Origin of the sequence: Aeromonas sp. S8(2024) (assembly GCF_041403085.1) — a bacterium.
Taxonomy (GTDB): Bacteria; Pseudomonadota; Gammaproteobacteria; order Enterobacterales; family Aeromonadaceae; genus Aeromonas; species Aeromonas dhakensis.
Genome location: NZ_JBGLRF010000007.1, coordinates 92,823 through 107,415, shown reverse-complemented (window position 1 = coordinate 107,415; position 14,593 = coordinate 92,823). Strand labels below are relative to the sequence as shown.

Below are 14,593 nucleotides of genomic sequence, written 5' to 3'. Positions count from 1 at the left end.
CGCTCACTACCGAGGGTATGCTTTTGCATCCCGACCTGTAAATCGCACAATTCGCAACACTGTCTTGCAGCTTTTTGGTGCAGCAAGGCGAGGGCGGGCACCGCGCCCGGGGCGAATGACAACCAAGGTGCGCCGGCTGGCCGCCAGTGCCCGGCCACCGGATTGCTGGAGATATCATGACGAAGACCAAGGTGCTGCTCTCCTGGAGCAGCGGCAAGGACAGCGCCTGGGCGCTGCACACATTGCGGCAGGATCCTGCCATCGAGGTGGTGGGGCTGTTCACTACCCTCAACCAGGCATTCGAGCGGGTGGCCATGCACGGGGTGCGCAAGCAGTTGCTGCTGGCGCAGGCCGAATGCGTGGGATTGCCGCTGACCACCATCGACCTGCCCTGGCCCTGCAGCAACGAAGATTACGCCCGCATCATGACCGACTTCATCGCCGACGTGGTGGCGCAGGGGATCCGCCACATGGCGTTTGGCGATCTCTTTCTCGAAGACGTGCGCGCCTATCGGGAGCGGCAGCTGGCGGGGACGGGGATCACACCGTTGTTTCCGCTGTGGGGCAGCAAGACCGACGAGCTGGCGCAACAGATGATGGCGGCAGGGCTCAGGGCCAGGATCAGCACCCTGGATCCGCGCAAGCTGCCTGCCACCCTCGGCGGGCATGAGTTTGATGCGGCCTTGCTGGCGACGCTGCCCGACGGGGTGGACCCGTGCGGCGAGAACGGCGAGTTTCATACCCTGGCCTGGGATGGCCCCATGTTCCGCCAACCGCTGGCCATCCGGACCGGCGAGACGGTGGAGCGGGACGGCTTCGTCTTCACCGATCTGCTGCCCGCCACCGCCTAGTCGCGGTTGGGCTCCCGTTCGCCCTTGTCGTCGTTGTAGCGCAGGGCGATCTCGTGGAACTGCTGGTGGATGGAGGCAAAGGCGTCCGTGATGTCGGGGTCGAAGTGGTTGCCCCGTCCGGCCAGTATGATGGGCACCACCTCCTGGTGGGACATGGCGGCCTTGTAGCAGCGCTTGCTGATGAGGGCGTCGTACACGTCGGCCAGCGCCATCAGCCGGGCCGAGAGGGGGATCTCGTCGCCGATCAGGCCGTAGGGATAACCGGTGCCGTCCCACTTCTCGTGGTGGTAGCAGGCGATCTCCTTGGCCAGCCGCAGGAACTCCACCTCCACCCCGAGCGCCTCCTCGGCATGGACGATGGCCTCCTTGCCGAGGATGGAGTGGTGTTTCATCTGGGCAAACTCCTCTTCATCCAGCTTGCCGGGTTTGAGCAGGATGCGGTCCGGTACGCCGACCTTGCCGATGTCGTGCAGGGGGGCCGACTTGAACAGCAGATCTATGGTCTTGGGGGTCAGCTCGGCATGGAAGCGGGGGTGATCGCAGAGGGTCTCCGCCAGCAGCCGCACATAGTGCTGGGTGCGCAATATGTGGTTGCCGGTCTCGTTGTCGCGGGTTTCGGCCAGCGAGGCGAGGGAGTGGATGGTGATGTTCTGGATCAGCTCGTTCTCCCGGGTGCGCCGCTCCACCTCCTGCTCCAGATAGGCGTTCTGATCGTGCAGCAGATCCCGCGCCGCCTTCAGCTCCAGGTGGTTTCTGACCCTGGCCAGCACGATGGCGGGGGAGATCGGCTTGTGGATGTAGTCGACGGCCCCGAGTGCCAGGCCGTGCGCCTCCGCGCTCTCCTCCACCTGGGCGGTCAGGAATATCACCGGGATCTCCCGCGCCTGCGGCATCTCCTGTAGCGCCTGCATCACCTGGTAGCCATCCATCTGGGGCATCACCACGTCGAGCAGGATCAAGTCCACCCGGGGGCCGGTCGAGAGGATCTCCAGCGCCCGCTGGCCGCTGATGGCTATCTTGACCCGATAGTGGGGGCTGAGCAGGGCGCTGAGCAGGGAGAGGTTCTCCGGCGTGTCGTCGACCACCAGCAGGGTGGGTTTGGTATCTGGATCCAGCAAGTTGAGCATGATGGTGCCCTCACTCTTGGTTGAACAGATCGGGTCTGAGGGCCCGGACTTGTTGCAGATGAGCCAGTGCATCGTCGAAACGAAAACGGCTCATGGCCTCACCGATGGCTGACGCCCTCTCCCCCAGCAGGGGGGCGAGCCGGGCCTGATGGCGCTGAAACAGGGTGAAGGCTTCGGCATCATCCTCCAGCAGCAGCCCGGTGAGCCGGTTCAGTAGGGGAGCGGTATCGATCTTCTCCTGCTCGGGCTGCTCGGGTACTTCGTCTGGCAGCAACTGCAGCAGCCCCTGCGCCAGTTGTGCTTGCAGTTGCAGCCCCTGTTCGGCCAGTGGCAGCAGAGCGGCAGCCTCGTCACCCCGGGTGATGGCGTTTTCCAGTGTGGCCGCGATCTCCTGCAATGATTCGGCGCCCAGGGTGGCCGCTATTCCCTTGAGGGTATGGGCATGCCGGTGTGCCTCTTCCCGTTCGTCTGCCTGCAAAGCGGTCAGCAGGCTTGCCATGGGTTGCGTACCCTGCTGGGCGAAGCGCAGCAGCAGATCCTGATACCAGCCCCAGTTGTTCATCAGCCGCTGCAAGGCCCGTTCGGCATTGAGCCCGAGCTCGCACAGCTGTGGCAGCAACGACGATGCCGGGGGCGGTTGCGACGTCTTGAATCTGGCCCCGACCTCGCGGCTGAAGGAGGTTGCCCAGCGTTGCAGGGCGTCATAGAGCTTGTCGGGATCGATGGGCTTGGCGATGTGATCGTCCATGCCGGCGGCGAGGCAGCGCTCGCGATCGCCGGCCATGACGTTGGCGGTCATTGCCAGGATCGGAATGTGCTGCCCGGTTCCCTCTTGCTGGCGCAGTTGCCGGGTAGCGGCCAGCCCATCCATCACCGGCATCTGCATGTCCATCAGGATCAGGTCGTAGGGAGCCTTGGTCGCCATATCCAGTGCGATGGCACCATTGCTGGCCACGCTCACTTTGGCGCCCACCGCCTGCAGCAGCTCCAGCGCCACCTGTTGATTGAGCTCGTTGTCTTCCGCCAGCAGGATCTGCAGGCCGTCGAAGCGATAGTGATGGGTCGCCTGATGCTTGAAGGAGAGGATCGCTGCCTGTTGCCCGAACAGGCCGATGACGGTATCGAACAGCACGGAGGCGCAGACCGGCTTGACCAGTACCCGATCAAAACCGGCAGCATCGGCCTCGCGAAAGATCTCCTCGCGCCCGTAGCCGGTCACCATGACCCGATAGGGGCGCCGGCCCGCACCTCGGGCGATGAGACGACGCCCCGTCTCGATGCCGTCCAGTCCCGGCATGCGCCAGTCCAGCAGCACCACCTCATAGGGGGTTCCCTGCTGCTCGGCATCCGCGATCATCTGCAGGGCCTGTTGGCCGGACTCCGCAGTGTCCACCACAAAGCTCATGCCGCGCAGCAGGGCGGCCAGTATGGTACGGGCACTGGCGCTGTCGTCGGCCACCAGCATGCGGCGGCCGCGCAGATCCAGGCTCGGCAGATAGCGGGATCTGCGCCTGCCGCGGCCGAGCCTGGCGGTAAACCAGAAGGTGCTGCCCTGGCCCGGCTCGCTCTGCACGCCCACCTCGCCCCCCATCAGGCCCGCCAGCTTGCGGCAAATGGCAAGGCCAAGCCCGGTGCCGCCGTACTTGCGGGTGGTGGAGCTATCCGCCTGCTGGAAGGACTGGAACAGCCGCTGCTGCTGCTCCTGGCTCATGCCGATCCCGGTATCCTGCACCGAGCAGTGCAGCAGTACCTCCTGCGGCAGCTTCTCCAGACAGCGGACCTTGACCAGGATCTCTCCCTGCTCGGTGAACTTGACCGCGTTGTTGGCGTAGTTGATGAGGATCTGGCCGAGACGCAGGGGATCGCCATAGAGCAGGGTGTCGAGCTGGTGGTCGACCTCGAACAACAGCTCTATGCCCTTGGCTTCTGCCTTTTCACCCACCAGGGTGGCGAGGTTTTCCAGCACGTGGTCGAGATCGAACTCGATCCGTTCCAGATCCAGCTTGCCCGCCTCGATCTTCGAGAAATCCAGGATGTCGTTGATGATGCCGAGCAGGTGCTGCGCGGCACGCTGGATCTTGCTGACATAGTCGAGCTGCTGCGGATCGAGCCGGGTCTGCAGGGCGAGGTGGGACATGCCGAGGATGGCGTTCATGGGGGTGCGGATCTCGTGGCTCATGTTGGCGAGAAATTCGCTTTTGGCCCGGGTCGCGCTCTCCGCCAGTTCATAGGCCTGCTCCAGCTCCTGGTTCTTGGCCTGCATCACTGCAAACAGCTCTTCCCGAGTCGGTTCGGCGAACTGCTGCTGCATCTGTTGTTGCCGCCCGGCATCTGGCCAGTGCGGCAACCGGCAGACCAGGGCGAGGAGATTGTCGGCGTGCACCTCCAGCCGGATGCTGCCCGGATGCATGTCGGCAGGGGCGGGGGAGAGCGGGACATCGGCCGTGAGGGTGAGCCATAGCTCCTGCGCCTCTGGTTCCAGCCACAGCTGCAGTTGCAGTGGATCCGAGGTCGTCATCAGCTGGCGCACCAGCTCTGAGGTTGCCCCTGCCAGCGGGGCAACGAAGGTCGGCGATTTGTCGAGGCAGGTGAGCACCTGGATCACCTTGCGCCGGGCGGTGAGGGCCGCCGCAGGGCCGGACAACAGGGTTTCACCGATCAGTTGCCGCATCTACTTCTCCTCTGCCGGCAGCACGCGCAACACGATGCAGCTGGCATCGTCGGTGCTGCGGCCGCTGTGGGCGATGACCTGGTGGGCCAGCGTGGCGGGCTCGGCGGCAAGATCCAGTGCGCCGTCGCGCAGGTTGAGGGATTCGCTGATGCCGTCCGAGTAGAGCATCACCACGTCTCCGGCGATGAGGGGCTGGCGCTGCAGCAGGGGGGTGGGGAAACGCTCTCCCAGCACCCCGTCGCGGGAGATGCCGCGCCAGGGGTCGTGACCGCGCAGACAGATGCGAGTATTGCCGATGCCGGCATAGCTCAGCTCACCCCGCTCGCCGTTGATCAGCGCCACGCCGGCGGCGGCGCCCCGGGTTCCGATGCAGCGCTGGTGCAGCATTTGCAGCAGACGGGTGGGTTCCTGCTCACGGGTCTGCTGCAACGTTGTCTCCAATACCTGTACCAGCTGGTTGGCAGCGGCGCCGTGGCCGCTCACGTCGATCAGGACCAGCGACACCCCCTCGGGCCCCGGCCGGATGAACGCCAGATCGCCGGAGACCCGCTCCGGATAGCAGGGGCGGTTCTCGCTGGCCCATGCCAGGCCAAGGCCGGCGTGCAGCTGCCCCGTGCACGAGAGGGGAGACACCGGCCTTGGCTCCACAGGGGCCGCACCCAGCCACTTGCGGGCCTGCACCAGGGTACCCCCCTCCGGCGGGGTGCTGATGGTGAGTTCAGACATCATGCGCTGCACGCCGGGCAGCCCCAGCCCCAGGGTACCCGAGGTGCTGTAGTGCTCTTGCATGGCTTGATGTATGTCGGGGATGCCTGGACCCTGATCGCGGGCGATGATGTCGATGCAGGGGCGTCCTCTGGGATGGTGGAGGGTAAGGGTGATCTCCCCCCGTTCGGCATACTTCAGGATGTTGCTGCCAAGCTCGGAGACCACGGTGGAGAGCATGGTGCGATCCACCTCGGAGAGGTCGGCGATGAAGGGGAGGCGACGCACCGCCATCACCGTCAGGTGCAGATCGATGTCGTGACGCAATGGGTAGCGGGCCTGCTGGGTGCTCAGCTCCTGCTCCATGGAGCCTACTCCTCGCCCTTGAGAGTACGGGCATGGGCGAAGGCGTCGTCCATGTCGAGAAAGCAGCGTAGCGGCCCCGGCTCGGCGTCGGCCAGCGCCAGGAAGGCGGCGATCCCCGCATTCAGCCCCACCAGCAGGCAGACGGCTCCCAGCAGGCGGCACACCTCGGCCAGTTTGCGAACCTGCAGAAATTCGTGGTGATCGAGCAGCATGACCCCGGAGAAGTCGAGCAGCACCGCGTGCTGGCACCCCTGCACCAGCCGCAGGGAGAGTGCCTGCATCAGTTGCTGCATGCCTTCGTCACCGAGGTCTGGCCGCATGCTGACGACGATGCAGCCAGCCACGTCGGCGATGCCCAGATCGTTGTTGAGCAGCATGGTCGGCGCTCCTAGAGGGTGGATCCGACCCGCTTGAGGGCTATCTCGAACGCATCCCGCAGGGTCGCCGTGGTACGGATGTCACCGACCGAGACCCCCAGCTCCACCATGGTGCGGGCGATGGCTGGCGAGACGCCGGAGATGATGGCCTCGCACCCCATGAACTGGGTGGCCTTGGTGATCTTGATCAGCTGATTGGCGACGCCGGTATCCACGGTGGCGACCCCGGCGATGTCCAGCACGAAGACCCGGGCCCGGGTCTCGGCTATCTTGGTCAGCGACTTGTTCATCACGTCGGCGGTGCGCATGGAGTCGATGATCCCTACCAGCGGCAGCAGCAGGATCCCGTCCCAGATGGGGGTCACCGGGGTCGACATCTCCTGCAGCGACTTGTGGAGCTCCTCGCGTACCCTGGCGGCCTCTTCGGCCTCCTCCATGGCGCGTTTGAGCTGGTGATGCTGCTCCACCTGAGCCGTGATGTCGGTGGCAAACTTGACGATCTTGCTAGGTTTGCCGGTCAGATCCAGCACCGGGTTGTAGGATCCCTGGATCCAGACCTCCTGCCCCTGCTTGCCAATTCGGCAGAACTCCCCTGCCAGGTATTCGCCGCGGCGCAGGGTCTCCCAGAAGGCGCCATAATCGGCCGACTGGGCATAATCAGGGTCAACCAGCAGCCTGTGGTGCTTGCCTTTCAGCTCCTCCAGCTGATAACCCACGATCTCGAGAAAGCGCGGGTTGGCATCGAGAATGATGCCATCCAGCGAGAACTCCACCTTGCCCATAACCCGGCTCAGGGCGTTGAGCTGCCCCTCGAAGTTGGCGTTGAGCTGTTTCTGCTCGGTCAGATCCATGCTGTATTCGATGATCCGGCTCAGCGCGCCCTGCTCGTCCAGCAGGGGGCTGCAACTGCCCCGCAGCCAGATGTCCCGGCCGTGCCGATCCAGCCGGTGAAACTCTCCCTCCTGCTCCCTGCCCGCCTTCAATGCCTCCCAGTGGGCGGCATGAGCAGGCGAGTCGAGCACGTCGTGCGGCAACAGCATGGCGTAATGCTGGCCCTTGAGCTCGCTTAGCTGATAGCCCATGATGGCGAGAAAACGCGGGTTGGCGTCCAGGATCTGCCCGTCAGGAGAGAGTTCGAGTCTGGCCATCAGCTGGTCGATGGCATCGAGCCTGGCCTGGGGTGAAGAGGGAGTCGCTGTGTTCGGGTGGGCAACGGCGGTGTGCACGTCCATGGCATCTCCAATAAGGCGCAATTGACTTGAATGTCACTAGAAAGCGTACAGCAGTTATAGCCCACCGGGGCGAGAGCGTGGGACAAGAAGTGCCGAAAGAACCTGTCTGCGGGCGGGCCCTGGGCCTGGGGGCTTCGTCATGAACCTCCTGTATCGCGACTACCCCCAGGGCGCGCTCACGTCCCTTCACTGTCACGACGGCCCGCAGTTTTGCTACCTGCATCGGGGCGGCGGCGTGATCAGCAGTCAGGCGACAGGCGTGCTGCTGGTGGCGGGTCAGCTCTGTCTGATCCCGGCCGGGCTGGCCCATGAGTTCAGGGTGCTGCGCCACTCCCAACTCAGTCTGGTCTATCTGGATGACCTGGATGGAGGGGGCGAGTTGACGACCCGCCAGGTGAGCCCGCTGTTGGCCGGCCTGTTCGATCGGCTGGCAGACATGGCGGAGCCGGGCCTCAGGGATGCCTATCTGACGGTACTGGCAGCCGAACTGAGACAGACGCCGGCGGCGACCGGATTCATGTTGAGCGCGGGGCTGGATGTGCGTCTGCTGCGGGTGCTGGAGCAGGTCTGCAGGCACCCTTCCATCGAATACGGGCTGGCGGAACTGGCTGCCGGTTCAGGGGCCTCGGTGCGCACCCTCAACCGGCTGTTCAGCCAGCAACTGGGCTGCAGCTTTCGACAATGGCGGCAACAGGTGGTGATGGGGCGAGCCCGCCAGTTGCAGCAACAGGGCCAGCCGCTGTCGCGGATAGCCCTTGAACTGGGGTACGGGGATTTCAGCGCCTTTTCTCACGCCTTCAATCGCTGCTTGCGGGAATCGACGGGGCCGTGAGACGGGAGCCGAGATCCCGGTCGGCCGGCTCCCCCGCCAGCAGGCAGGTCAGCTCATCGGTGTGACTCAGGCGCTCGCCCTGAAAGGTAAACAGGGCGCTCACCTTGCACTCGATCCGTGCGCCGTCGTGACGCCAGGCCCGCACCCGATGCAGGGAGTGCACCCGGTTTCCCTCTGCCAGCAGCGAAACAAAACGGATCTCGCAGCGGGCCAGGCTCTGGCGCAGGGCCAGCAGGTGTTGTTCGAAGGCGGCGCGATCCAGCCGCTGCTCATCCACCAGCTGGACATAGTCCGGGCAGAACCAGTGATCGAGTTCGGCCGGGGTGAAATCGGGGTCGCAGATGACCCGGTTGAGGCAGGCTTGCAGCCGTTGCTTGTAATCCATGATGGGCTCCTGAGTGGATGGGAGCGGCCAGTATGGGGCCTGTGGTCTGCTTCGGCCTTGGCGTCTACGCCATCCTGTTTGGCGATTGCGCCAAGATGGGGGCTTGCGGTAGTGATGCGTGCCACCTGGCCCTGTTTTGTGGCTGGTTTCACGGTTTTCGGTGGCGGCATGGGGCAGGATCGGCCCCCTGTTTCCTTCATGTGACGAGTCGTATCATGTCCGCATTGCCCCGTTTTGCCCTGCTTGCCTCCCTGGTTGCCGCCAGCCTGACCCTGCCTGCCGTGGCCGTCGAAGCTCCGGCCAGCCCTGTCGGTGTCACTGCGGTGACCCTGTCCCAGCAGGCGCCCATTCACTGGGTGTCGGTGGCGCAGATTGCCAGGAGCCTGGATGGGTTGCCGCCGATGGCGGTCGGTTTTGACATCGACGACACCCTGCTCTTCTCCAGCCCGGGGTTTTATCGCGGCAAGCAGGAGTTCTCCCCCAACGACGAGAGCTACCTGAAGAACCCCGCCTTCTGGGAGAAGATGAACAACGGTTGGGACGCCTTCAGCGTGCCGAAAGAGGTGGGCAAGGCGCTCATCGCCATGCACCTCCAGCGCGGCGATCACATCTATTTCGTTACCGGCCGTTCGGCCACCAGGACCGAGACCGTCAGCCAGACCCTGCAGCAGACCATGAACATTCCGGCCGACCAGCTCAACCCGGTGATCTTCGCCGGTGACCAGCCGGGCCAGAACACCAAGGTGCAGTGGCTCAAGGAGAAGCAGATGAAGGTCTTCTACGGCGATGCCGATGGCGACATCAAGGCCGCGCAGGAGATCGGTATTCGCGGCATCCGGCTGCTGCGCGCGGCCAACTCCACCTACCGGCCGCTGCCGCTGGCTGGCGCGTTAGGGGAGGAGGTGATCGTCAACTCCCAGTACTGATGTTCATCCCTGCATGAGAAAAGGGGCCGGATCCTGTCAGGATCCGGCCCCTTTTTTGGGCGTCTAGCGGGCGGCGAAGGTGTTGCAGCTGGCGGGCTTGCCGCTGTCAAAGCCGCGCTTGAACCAGGCGTAGCGCTGGGCCGAGCTGCCGTGGGTGAAGCTGTCCGGGACCCTGGCTCTGCTGCTGCAGACGATCGTCGCCGATGGCCTGGGCGGCGTTGAGCGCCTCCTCCAGATCACCGGTTTCCAGCACCTGTTCCCGCTCCATGTAGTGGCCCCAGACACCGGCAAAACAGTCGGCCTGCAACTCGAGTTTGACCGATAGCTTGTTCTGCTCGGCCCGGCTCAGCCCCTGCTGCTGTTCACGCATCTTGCGCTCGATGCCGAGCAGGTTCTGCACGTGGTGGCCCACCTCGTGCGCCACCACGTAGCCCTGGGCGAAGTCGCCGTCGGCTCCCAGCTTGTCGCGCATCTCCTGATAGAAGGAGAGATCGATGTAGACGGTGCGATCCGCCGGGCAGTAGAAAGGCCCCATCACCGACTGACCCTGGCCGCAGCCGGTACGGGTTGCACCGCGATAGAGCACCAGTTTGGGGGCCTGATAGCGGTTGCCGCTCTGCTGGAAGATCTCGCCCCAGGCATCCTCGGTGGAGGCGAGCATCACCGAAGTGAACCTGGCGAGGGGATCCTTGGCCGGCTGAGACATCTCCTGACGCTGGGGCGGGGTCTGGGATGCCGGCTCGTTGAGCAGGGGGGAGAGATCCACCCCGTAATAGCCGGCCACCATGACCACCACCAGCAGGATCAGACGCCCCTTGCCGCCGATGGGGAGCCCGCCACCGCCCCCCTGCTGGCGTCTGTCTTCCACATTGTTGCTCTCGCGGCGATCTTGCCAGCGCATATGCTTGCTCCCCTGCTGTCCGCTGGCAGTAATGATAATGGCTGGCGGGACGGCTTGCCTAACGGGAGCAGGCCGGCGGTCGGGTTGCCGCCGGCGGGCAAGAAGGTTTATTCGGCCCAGGGCATCTCGGGCAGGGAGTCCAGAAACTGGCCGTAGCGCTCGAGGTTGAAGGGGCCCTGATCCGCTTCCATCGCCATCAGCTCGGCCCCCAGGGCGCAGGCGATATACTGCAGCGCCTCCTCGCGCGGGGTGCCCTTCATCACCAGCCGCATCAGGGTCGCCTTGACCTGCAGCGGGTGGCCGTCGCTGAGCTGGTTGTCGACCATCTCCAGCAGGGTTTGCTCGTCGAAGAACTCGGTGGGTTCGCTCATGTGCTGTGCCTCGTCATGTCATAAGGGATGCCAGTATAGCGATATAGCCATTAACACATTGAAATATTTCGATAAAAACATTTCTGTATGGGCTGTTTTTGTTACTCATAATTAATGTGGGTTTGCGGTCTGCAAACGACAACCATCATGAAATCGCATGGACGGATACCAATATGCCCACCATAGATTCACTGTTATCCAAGCCCCAGAACCTGCCCAACGTGCCCGAAGTCATGCGCGAACTGGTGCAGACCTTCAACGAGAAAGAACCGGATATCCTGTTGATTGCCAAGAAGATCAACAAGGATCCCGTGATCTCCGCCAAGCTGCTGCGGCTGGCCAATTCCGCCAAGTTTGGCGGCAGTCGCCAGGTCGCCACCGTCAACGAAGCCGTGGTGCGGCTCGGGGTCGACGTGGTGCGCAACATGGTGTTCGCCTGCGGCCTGACCGGCTCCATCGGTGCCGTGCCCGGCATCGAGCTCAAGCATTTCTGGGGCAAGGTGTTCGACGTGGCCGAACTGGCCAGGCGGCTGGCCAAGCTCAAGGGCATGAAGGGGGAGGAGGTGTTCACCTGCGCCCTGCTTTACGACATGGGGCGGCTCATCATGCACGTGGGGCTGCCGGAGAACATGGTGAACCACATCAAGGATCTGGAGCCCAGCAAGGGACGCGCCAAGGCCGAGGAGCTGGTGGTCGGCTTCAACTATGCCCAGACCGGGGCCGAGATGGCCAGGCGCTGGCAATTCCCCCTGAGCATCTGCCATGCGGTGGAGTACCACTACAACCCCTTGCTGGCCAAGGAGTTCTCTGCCGAGGCTGCGATCATCCATCTGGCCATCGCCCTGGCGGCGCAGTCGGATGTGGGGGAAGCGGTGCCGCCCGAATGGCCAACCCAGGTGGCCGAGCGGCTCGGCCTCTCGTGGCCAGATTGCGCCGCCGTGTTCGTCGCGCTGCGCGAGCAGGGCAACGGCTATGCCGGCTTGCTGGCGGCCTGACGCCACCCATTTCATCGACCAGGGCCGCACCGCGGCCCTTTTTCATGGTGACGGCCTTGCCAATGAGCAGTTGCGGGGGCAGTCTTGGGGCCTGTCTCTTCTAAGCGAGCCCTTGTCATGATCCTCTCCGAGCGCCTGGAACTGCGTGAACTGGCGGTTGCCGATGCCCCCTTCATTCTCGAACTGCTCAACGATCCCGACTTTCACCGCTACATCGGCGATCGGGGCATCCGCACCCTGCAGGATGCCGAAAACTACATCCAGCAGGGGCCGGCGGTCAGCTATGCCCGTCACGGTCACGGTCTCTACCTGGTGGCAAGGCGCAGCGACGGCGCCAAGCTCGGCATCTGCGGCCTGATCAAGCGCGATACCCTGCCTTGTGAAGACATAGGCTACGCCTTCCTGCCCGCCTGGCGCGGTCAGGGTTATGGCATCGAAGCGGCGCAGGCGGCGCTGCAGGATGGTCGGGAGCGGCTCGGCATCGAGCGAGTGGTAGCCATCGTCACCCCGGGCAACGCGCGTTCAGTGGCGCTGCTGGCCAAGCTGGGGTTGGTGCAGAGCCGGTTGGTCAAACTGGCCGAGGATGCGGATGAGTGTCTGTTGCTGGAGGCTGAAGGGGTAGAGGCTTGCCCGATCTGAGGGGCTGCGGCATGGCTGGCAGGATATCAGCAGGGCCGGGGGAATGAGGCAAAGAGGCCGCCGTGAGTTGCGGCCTGTCTGCATCGGGCGCTGCCGGTGGGCAGGCAGGATCAGTTGAGCTCTTCGATGGAGAACTCGCCGGCAATGCCGTCACAGGAGACGGCGAAGCCGCCGCTGAAACGGGTGCTGAACTGGATCAGAAACGCATCATAGTCGTGCTCTTGCACGGGCAGGTTGATGGGCTTGCTGCGACGCAGGGGTTTGCGAGTTTGTACGCTTTTCATCATGGTATTTCTCTATATAAATTAAGTTTTTGCTCCTTGTATTGGCAAATGTCAGGTCGATGGGCGCGGCCAGCTGTAAGCTGACGGGCGCGCAGGAATACCCAGCCCGGTTCAGGGGCGTCTGCACTTTCAAGGAATGCGCCAAGGACCACGCGGATGCATGATGCTACTTGGGAGTGGGCAGATCGGGTCTGCACCGTGAGAGCCGGGCAACGCAGGCGGACAGCCTGAACGGTTCTCAGGGCGAGTAAATCAGAAGAAGGTTATGCGGGTACTGACAGGATTCATCGTGAGGTGAAGCATTGCAGGGCAAACATAAACAGGGCTGATTAACTAGCCGGCGCGCATTCTCTCCTCGACATGGGTAAAAAGCAAACAATTATTTGCAGTTTTTCCTTCACGGCCGTCTGTCGGCCACAAAAAGGGCTCCCTAAGGAGCCCTTTTTTTCATCATCAGGTGACCATCAGCCGATGGCTCAGTAGTCGCCGCAGGCCTTCTTGGCTGCGGTGATCATGGGGGTGATGGTCATGCCCTGTACCACGATGGAGAACATCACCACCGAGTAGGTCATCACCAGGATCACCTGGCGCAGGTCGACGCCGTGCTCCGGCAGCATCATGACGCCGGACGGCAGTGCCAGCGCCATGGCCATGGCAAGACCGCCGCGCAGACCGCCCCAGGTGAGGATCCGCACCGAGAACTTGTTGTAGCTGCGGAACTTGCGGAAGGCCACATAGGGCAGCGACACGCTGATAAAGCGTGCGGCGAGGCAGAGCGGCACCGCGATGACCAGCAGGATCCAGTCTTGCCAGGCCAGATCCAGCAGCACCAGCGCCAGACCGATCAGCAGGAACAGCAGGGCGTTGAGGAACTGGTCCATCAACTCCCAGAAGTGATCCAGGTGATGGCTGCTCTGTTCGGAGAAGCCGCTGTGACGGGTCCAGTTGCCGATCATGATGCCGGTCACCACCATGGCCAGAGCGCCGGAGACGCCGATCATGTTGGCGAAGGCGAAGCCGGCGGTCGGGATGCAGAGGGTCAGCAGCAGCTCCAGCGAGCCGTCATCGGTGGCGCTGATCATCACGTGAGCGATGAGACCCAGCACGGCACCGAACAGGATGCCGCCGAGGGCCTCATGCAGGAACAGGCCGGCCACGCTGCCGAAGGTGGGCTCGACGCCGCCAAAGGCCACGGCAAACACGGTGGCGAAGATGACGAGGCCAACACCGTCGTTGAACAGCGACTCCCCCTCGATCTGGATGGCGATCTGGGGTGGTGCCTTCATCTTCTTGACGATGGCCAGCACGGCGATGGGGTCGGTGGGGGAGATCAGGGCACCGAACAACATGCAGTAGACCAGCGGCACGTCCCAACCCAGCAGCTTGGCGATGAACCAGAAGCCATAGCCGATGAGGAAGGTGGAGAGCAGGGTCGCCAATATGGCCAGAATGGTGATTTCCCACTTCTGGCTGCGCAGGGCTTTCAGGTTGATCCCGAGACCACCGGCGAACAGCAGGAAGCCCAGGATCCCCTTCAGCAGGAAATTCTGGAAGTCGATGCTCTCCATGGTCTTGACGGCCAGGGGTTCCAGATTGAACCAGCCCAGCTTACCGAACAGCACCATCAGCGCGGAGATCAGCATGGAGCCCGCAGTGATGGCGATGGTGGTCTGGATCTTCACAACATACTGATTGGCAAAGGCGATAAAGATCGCCAACGCTGCCAGGAAGCAGAGTGTGTAGTAGACGCTCATAGTTATTTTTCTCTTTAGTAAACAGCAAGCACGTATCCCTATTGAGGACGGGCATAGGGTACTCTTGGGTCACATGTTACTCATTACCCATTTGTGAGTATATAGAGCGCCGATATAGACAGATAGACGGCTAGATTTCCATTTGATTTGTTTGCTGTTAGGATGCTGTTTACGCAG

The 14,593-nt window shown here is 63.3% G+C and carries 14 protein-coding genes and 1 pseudogene; 5 read left to right on the top strand and 10 right to left on the bottom strand.

Annotation, left to right across the window (positions count from 1 at the left end; genetic code table 11):
- Window positions 1–176: 176 nt before the first annotated feature.
- Window positions 177–851 carry an ATPase gene (locus ACB031_RS17735; protein ID WP_017778513.1) on the top strand — a complete coding sequence of 225 codons (675 nt, stop codon included), beginning with the start codon at window positions 177–179 and terminating at the stop codon, window positions 849–851.
- Here ACB031_RS17735 and ACB031_RS17730 read toward each other — a convergent pair.
- The 5 genes from ACB031_RS17730 to ACB031_RS17710 are packed head-to-tail and all read right to left on the bottom strand — an operon-like array spanning window position 848 to window position 7,329.
- The gene (locus ACB031_RS17730; RefSeq protein ID WP_017778514.1) at window positions 848–2,050 is read right to left on the bottom strand and encodes an HD-GYP domain-containing protein; all 1,203 of its coding nucleotides are present in this window, start codon (window positions 2,048–2,050) and stop codon (window positions 848–850) included. The genes ACB031_RS17735 and ACB031_RS17730 overlap by 4 nt on opposite strands.
- Window positions 1,989–4,649: a response regulator gene (locus ACB031_RS17725; RefSeq protein ID WP_017778515.1), complete on the bottom strand. Its 2,661-nt coding sequence runs from the start codon at window positions 4,647–4,649 to the stop codon at window positions 1,989–1,991. Before ACB031_RS17725 ends, ACB031_RS17730 begins: the two co-directional genes overlap by 62 nt.
- Window positions 4,650–5,720, bottom strand: a complete 1,071-nt coding sequence (locus ACB031_RS17720; protein ID WP_017778516.1) for an ATP-binding SpoIIE family protein phosphatase — start codon at window positions 5,718–5,720, stop codon at window positions 4,650–4,652.
- Window positions 5,721–5,725: 5 nt separating this feature from the next.
- Window positions 5,726–6,097, bottom strand: a complete 372-nt coding sequence (locus ACB031_RS17715) for an anti-anti-sigma regulatory factor (protein WP_017778517.1) — start codon at window positions 6,095–6,097, stop codon at window positions 5,726–5,728.
- Between the two features lie 11 nt (window positions 6,098–6,108).
- A complete protein-coding gene (locus ACB031_RS17710; RefSeq protein ID WP_126880974.1) occupies window positions 6,109–7,329 on the bottom strand; it encodes a PAS domain-containing protein in 1,221 nt (406 codons plus the stop codon).
- A gap of 139 nt (window positions 7,330–7,468) precedes the next feature.
- Between ACB031_RS17710 and ACB031_RS17705 the strand changes: the two genes are divergently transcribed.
- Window positions 7,469–8,161, top strand: a complete 693-nt coding sequence (locus tag ACB031_RS17705; RefSeq protein ID WP_126880975.1) for an AraC family transcriptional regulator — start codon at window positions 7,469–7,471, stop codon at window positions 8,159–8,161.
- Here the strand turns inward: ACB031_RS17705 and ACB031_RS17700 are convergent.
- A complete protein-coding gene (locus tag ACB031_RS17700; RefSeq protein ID WP_010635351.1) occupies window positions 8,127–8,546 on the bottom strand; it encodes a nuclear transport factor 2 family protein in 420 nt (139 codons plus the stop codon). The genes ACB031_RS17705 and ACB031_RS17700 overlap by 35 nt on opposite strands.
- Before the next feature lie 215 nt (window positions 8,547–8,761).
- Between ACB031_RS17700 and aphA the strand changes: the two genes are divergently transcribed.
- Window positions 8,762–9,472, top strand: coding sequence for an acid phosphatase AphA (gene aphA, locus ACB031_RS17695; protein WP_024942699.1), 711 nt, complete (start codon window positions 8,762–8,764; stop codon window positions 9,470–9,472).
- 63 nt (window positions 9,473–9,535) lie between these two features.
- On the opposite strand, the pseudogene ACB031_RS17690 reads toward aphA, so the two are convergent.
- Both ACB031_RS17690 and ACB031_RS17685 read right to left on the bottom strand, forming a co-directional pair.
- Window positions 9,536–10,373 (bottom strand): annotated as a pseudogene (locus tag ACB031_RS17690) (neutral zinc metallopeptidase).
- Between the two features lie 107 nt (window positions 10,374–10,480).
- Window positions 10,481–10,744 carry a hypothetical protein gene (locus ACB031_RS17685; RefSeq protein WP_005308154.1) on the bottom strand — a complete coding sequence of 88 codons (264 nt, stop codon included), beginning with the start codon at window positions 10,742–10,744 and terminating at the stop codon, window positions 10,481–10,483.
- A 173-nt stretch (window positions 10,745–10,917) separates the two neighbouring features.
- Between ACB031_RS17685 and ACB031_RS17680 the strand changes: the two genes are divergently transcribed.
- The gene (locus tag ACB031_RS17680; protein WP_213344095.1) at window positions 10,918–11,739 is read left to right on the top strand and encodes an HDOD domain-containing protein; all 822 of its coding nucleotides are present in this window, start codon (window positions 10,918–10,920) and stop codon (window positions 11,737–11,739) included.
- Window positions 11,740–11,856: 117 nt separating this feature from the next.
- Window positions 11,857–12,378 (top strand): GNAT family N-acetyltransferase, encoded by a 522-nt coding sequence (locus tag ACB031_RS17675; protein WP_005308158.1) that lies wholly within the window; start codon window positions 11,857–11,859, stop codon window positions 12,376–12,378.
- A 110-nt stretch (window positions 12,379–12,488) separates the two neighbouring features.
- Here ACB031_RS17675 and ACB031_RS17670 read toward each other — a convergent pair whose 3' ends face one another.
- Both ACB031_RS17670 and ACB031_RS17665 read right to left on the bottom strand, forming a co-directional pair.
- Window positions 12,489–12,665 carry a hypothetical protein gene (locus tag ACB031_RS17670; RefSeq protein ID WP_005308161.1) on the bottom strand — a complete coding sequence of 59 codons (177 nt, stop codon included), beginning with the start codon at window positions 12,663–12,665 and terminating at the stop codon, window positions 12,489–12,491.
- Between the two features lie 473 nt (window positions 12,666–13,138).
- Window positions 13,139–14,416 carry a sodium:proton antiporter gene (locus ACB031_RS17665; protein ID WP_005308162.1) on the bottom strand — a complete coding sequence of 426 codons (1,278 nt, stop codon included), beginning with the start codon at window positions 14,414–14,416 and terminating at the stop codon, window positions 13,139–13,141.
- Window positions 14,417–14,593 lie beyond the last annotated feature (177 nt).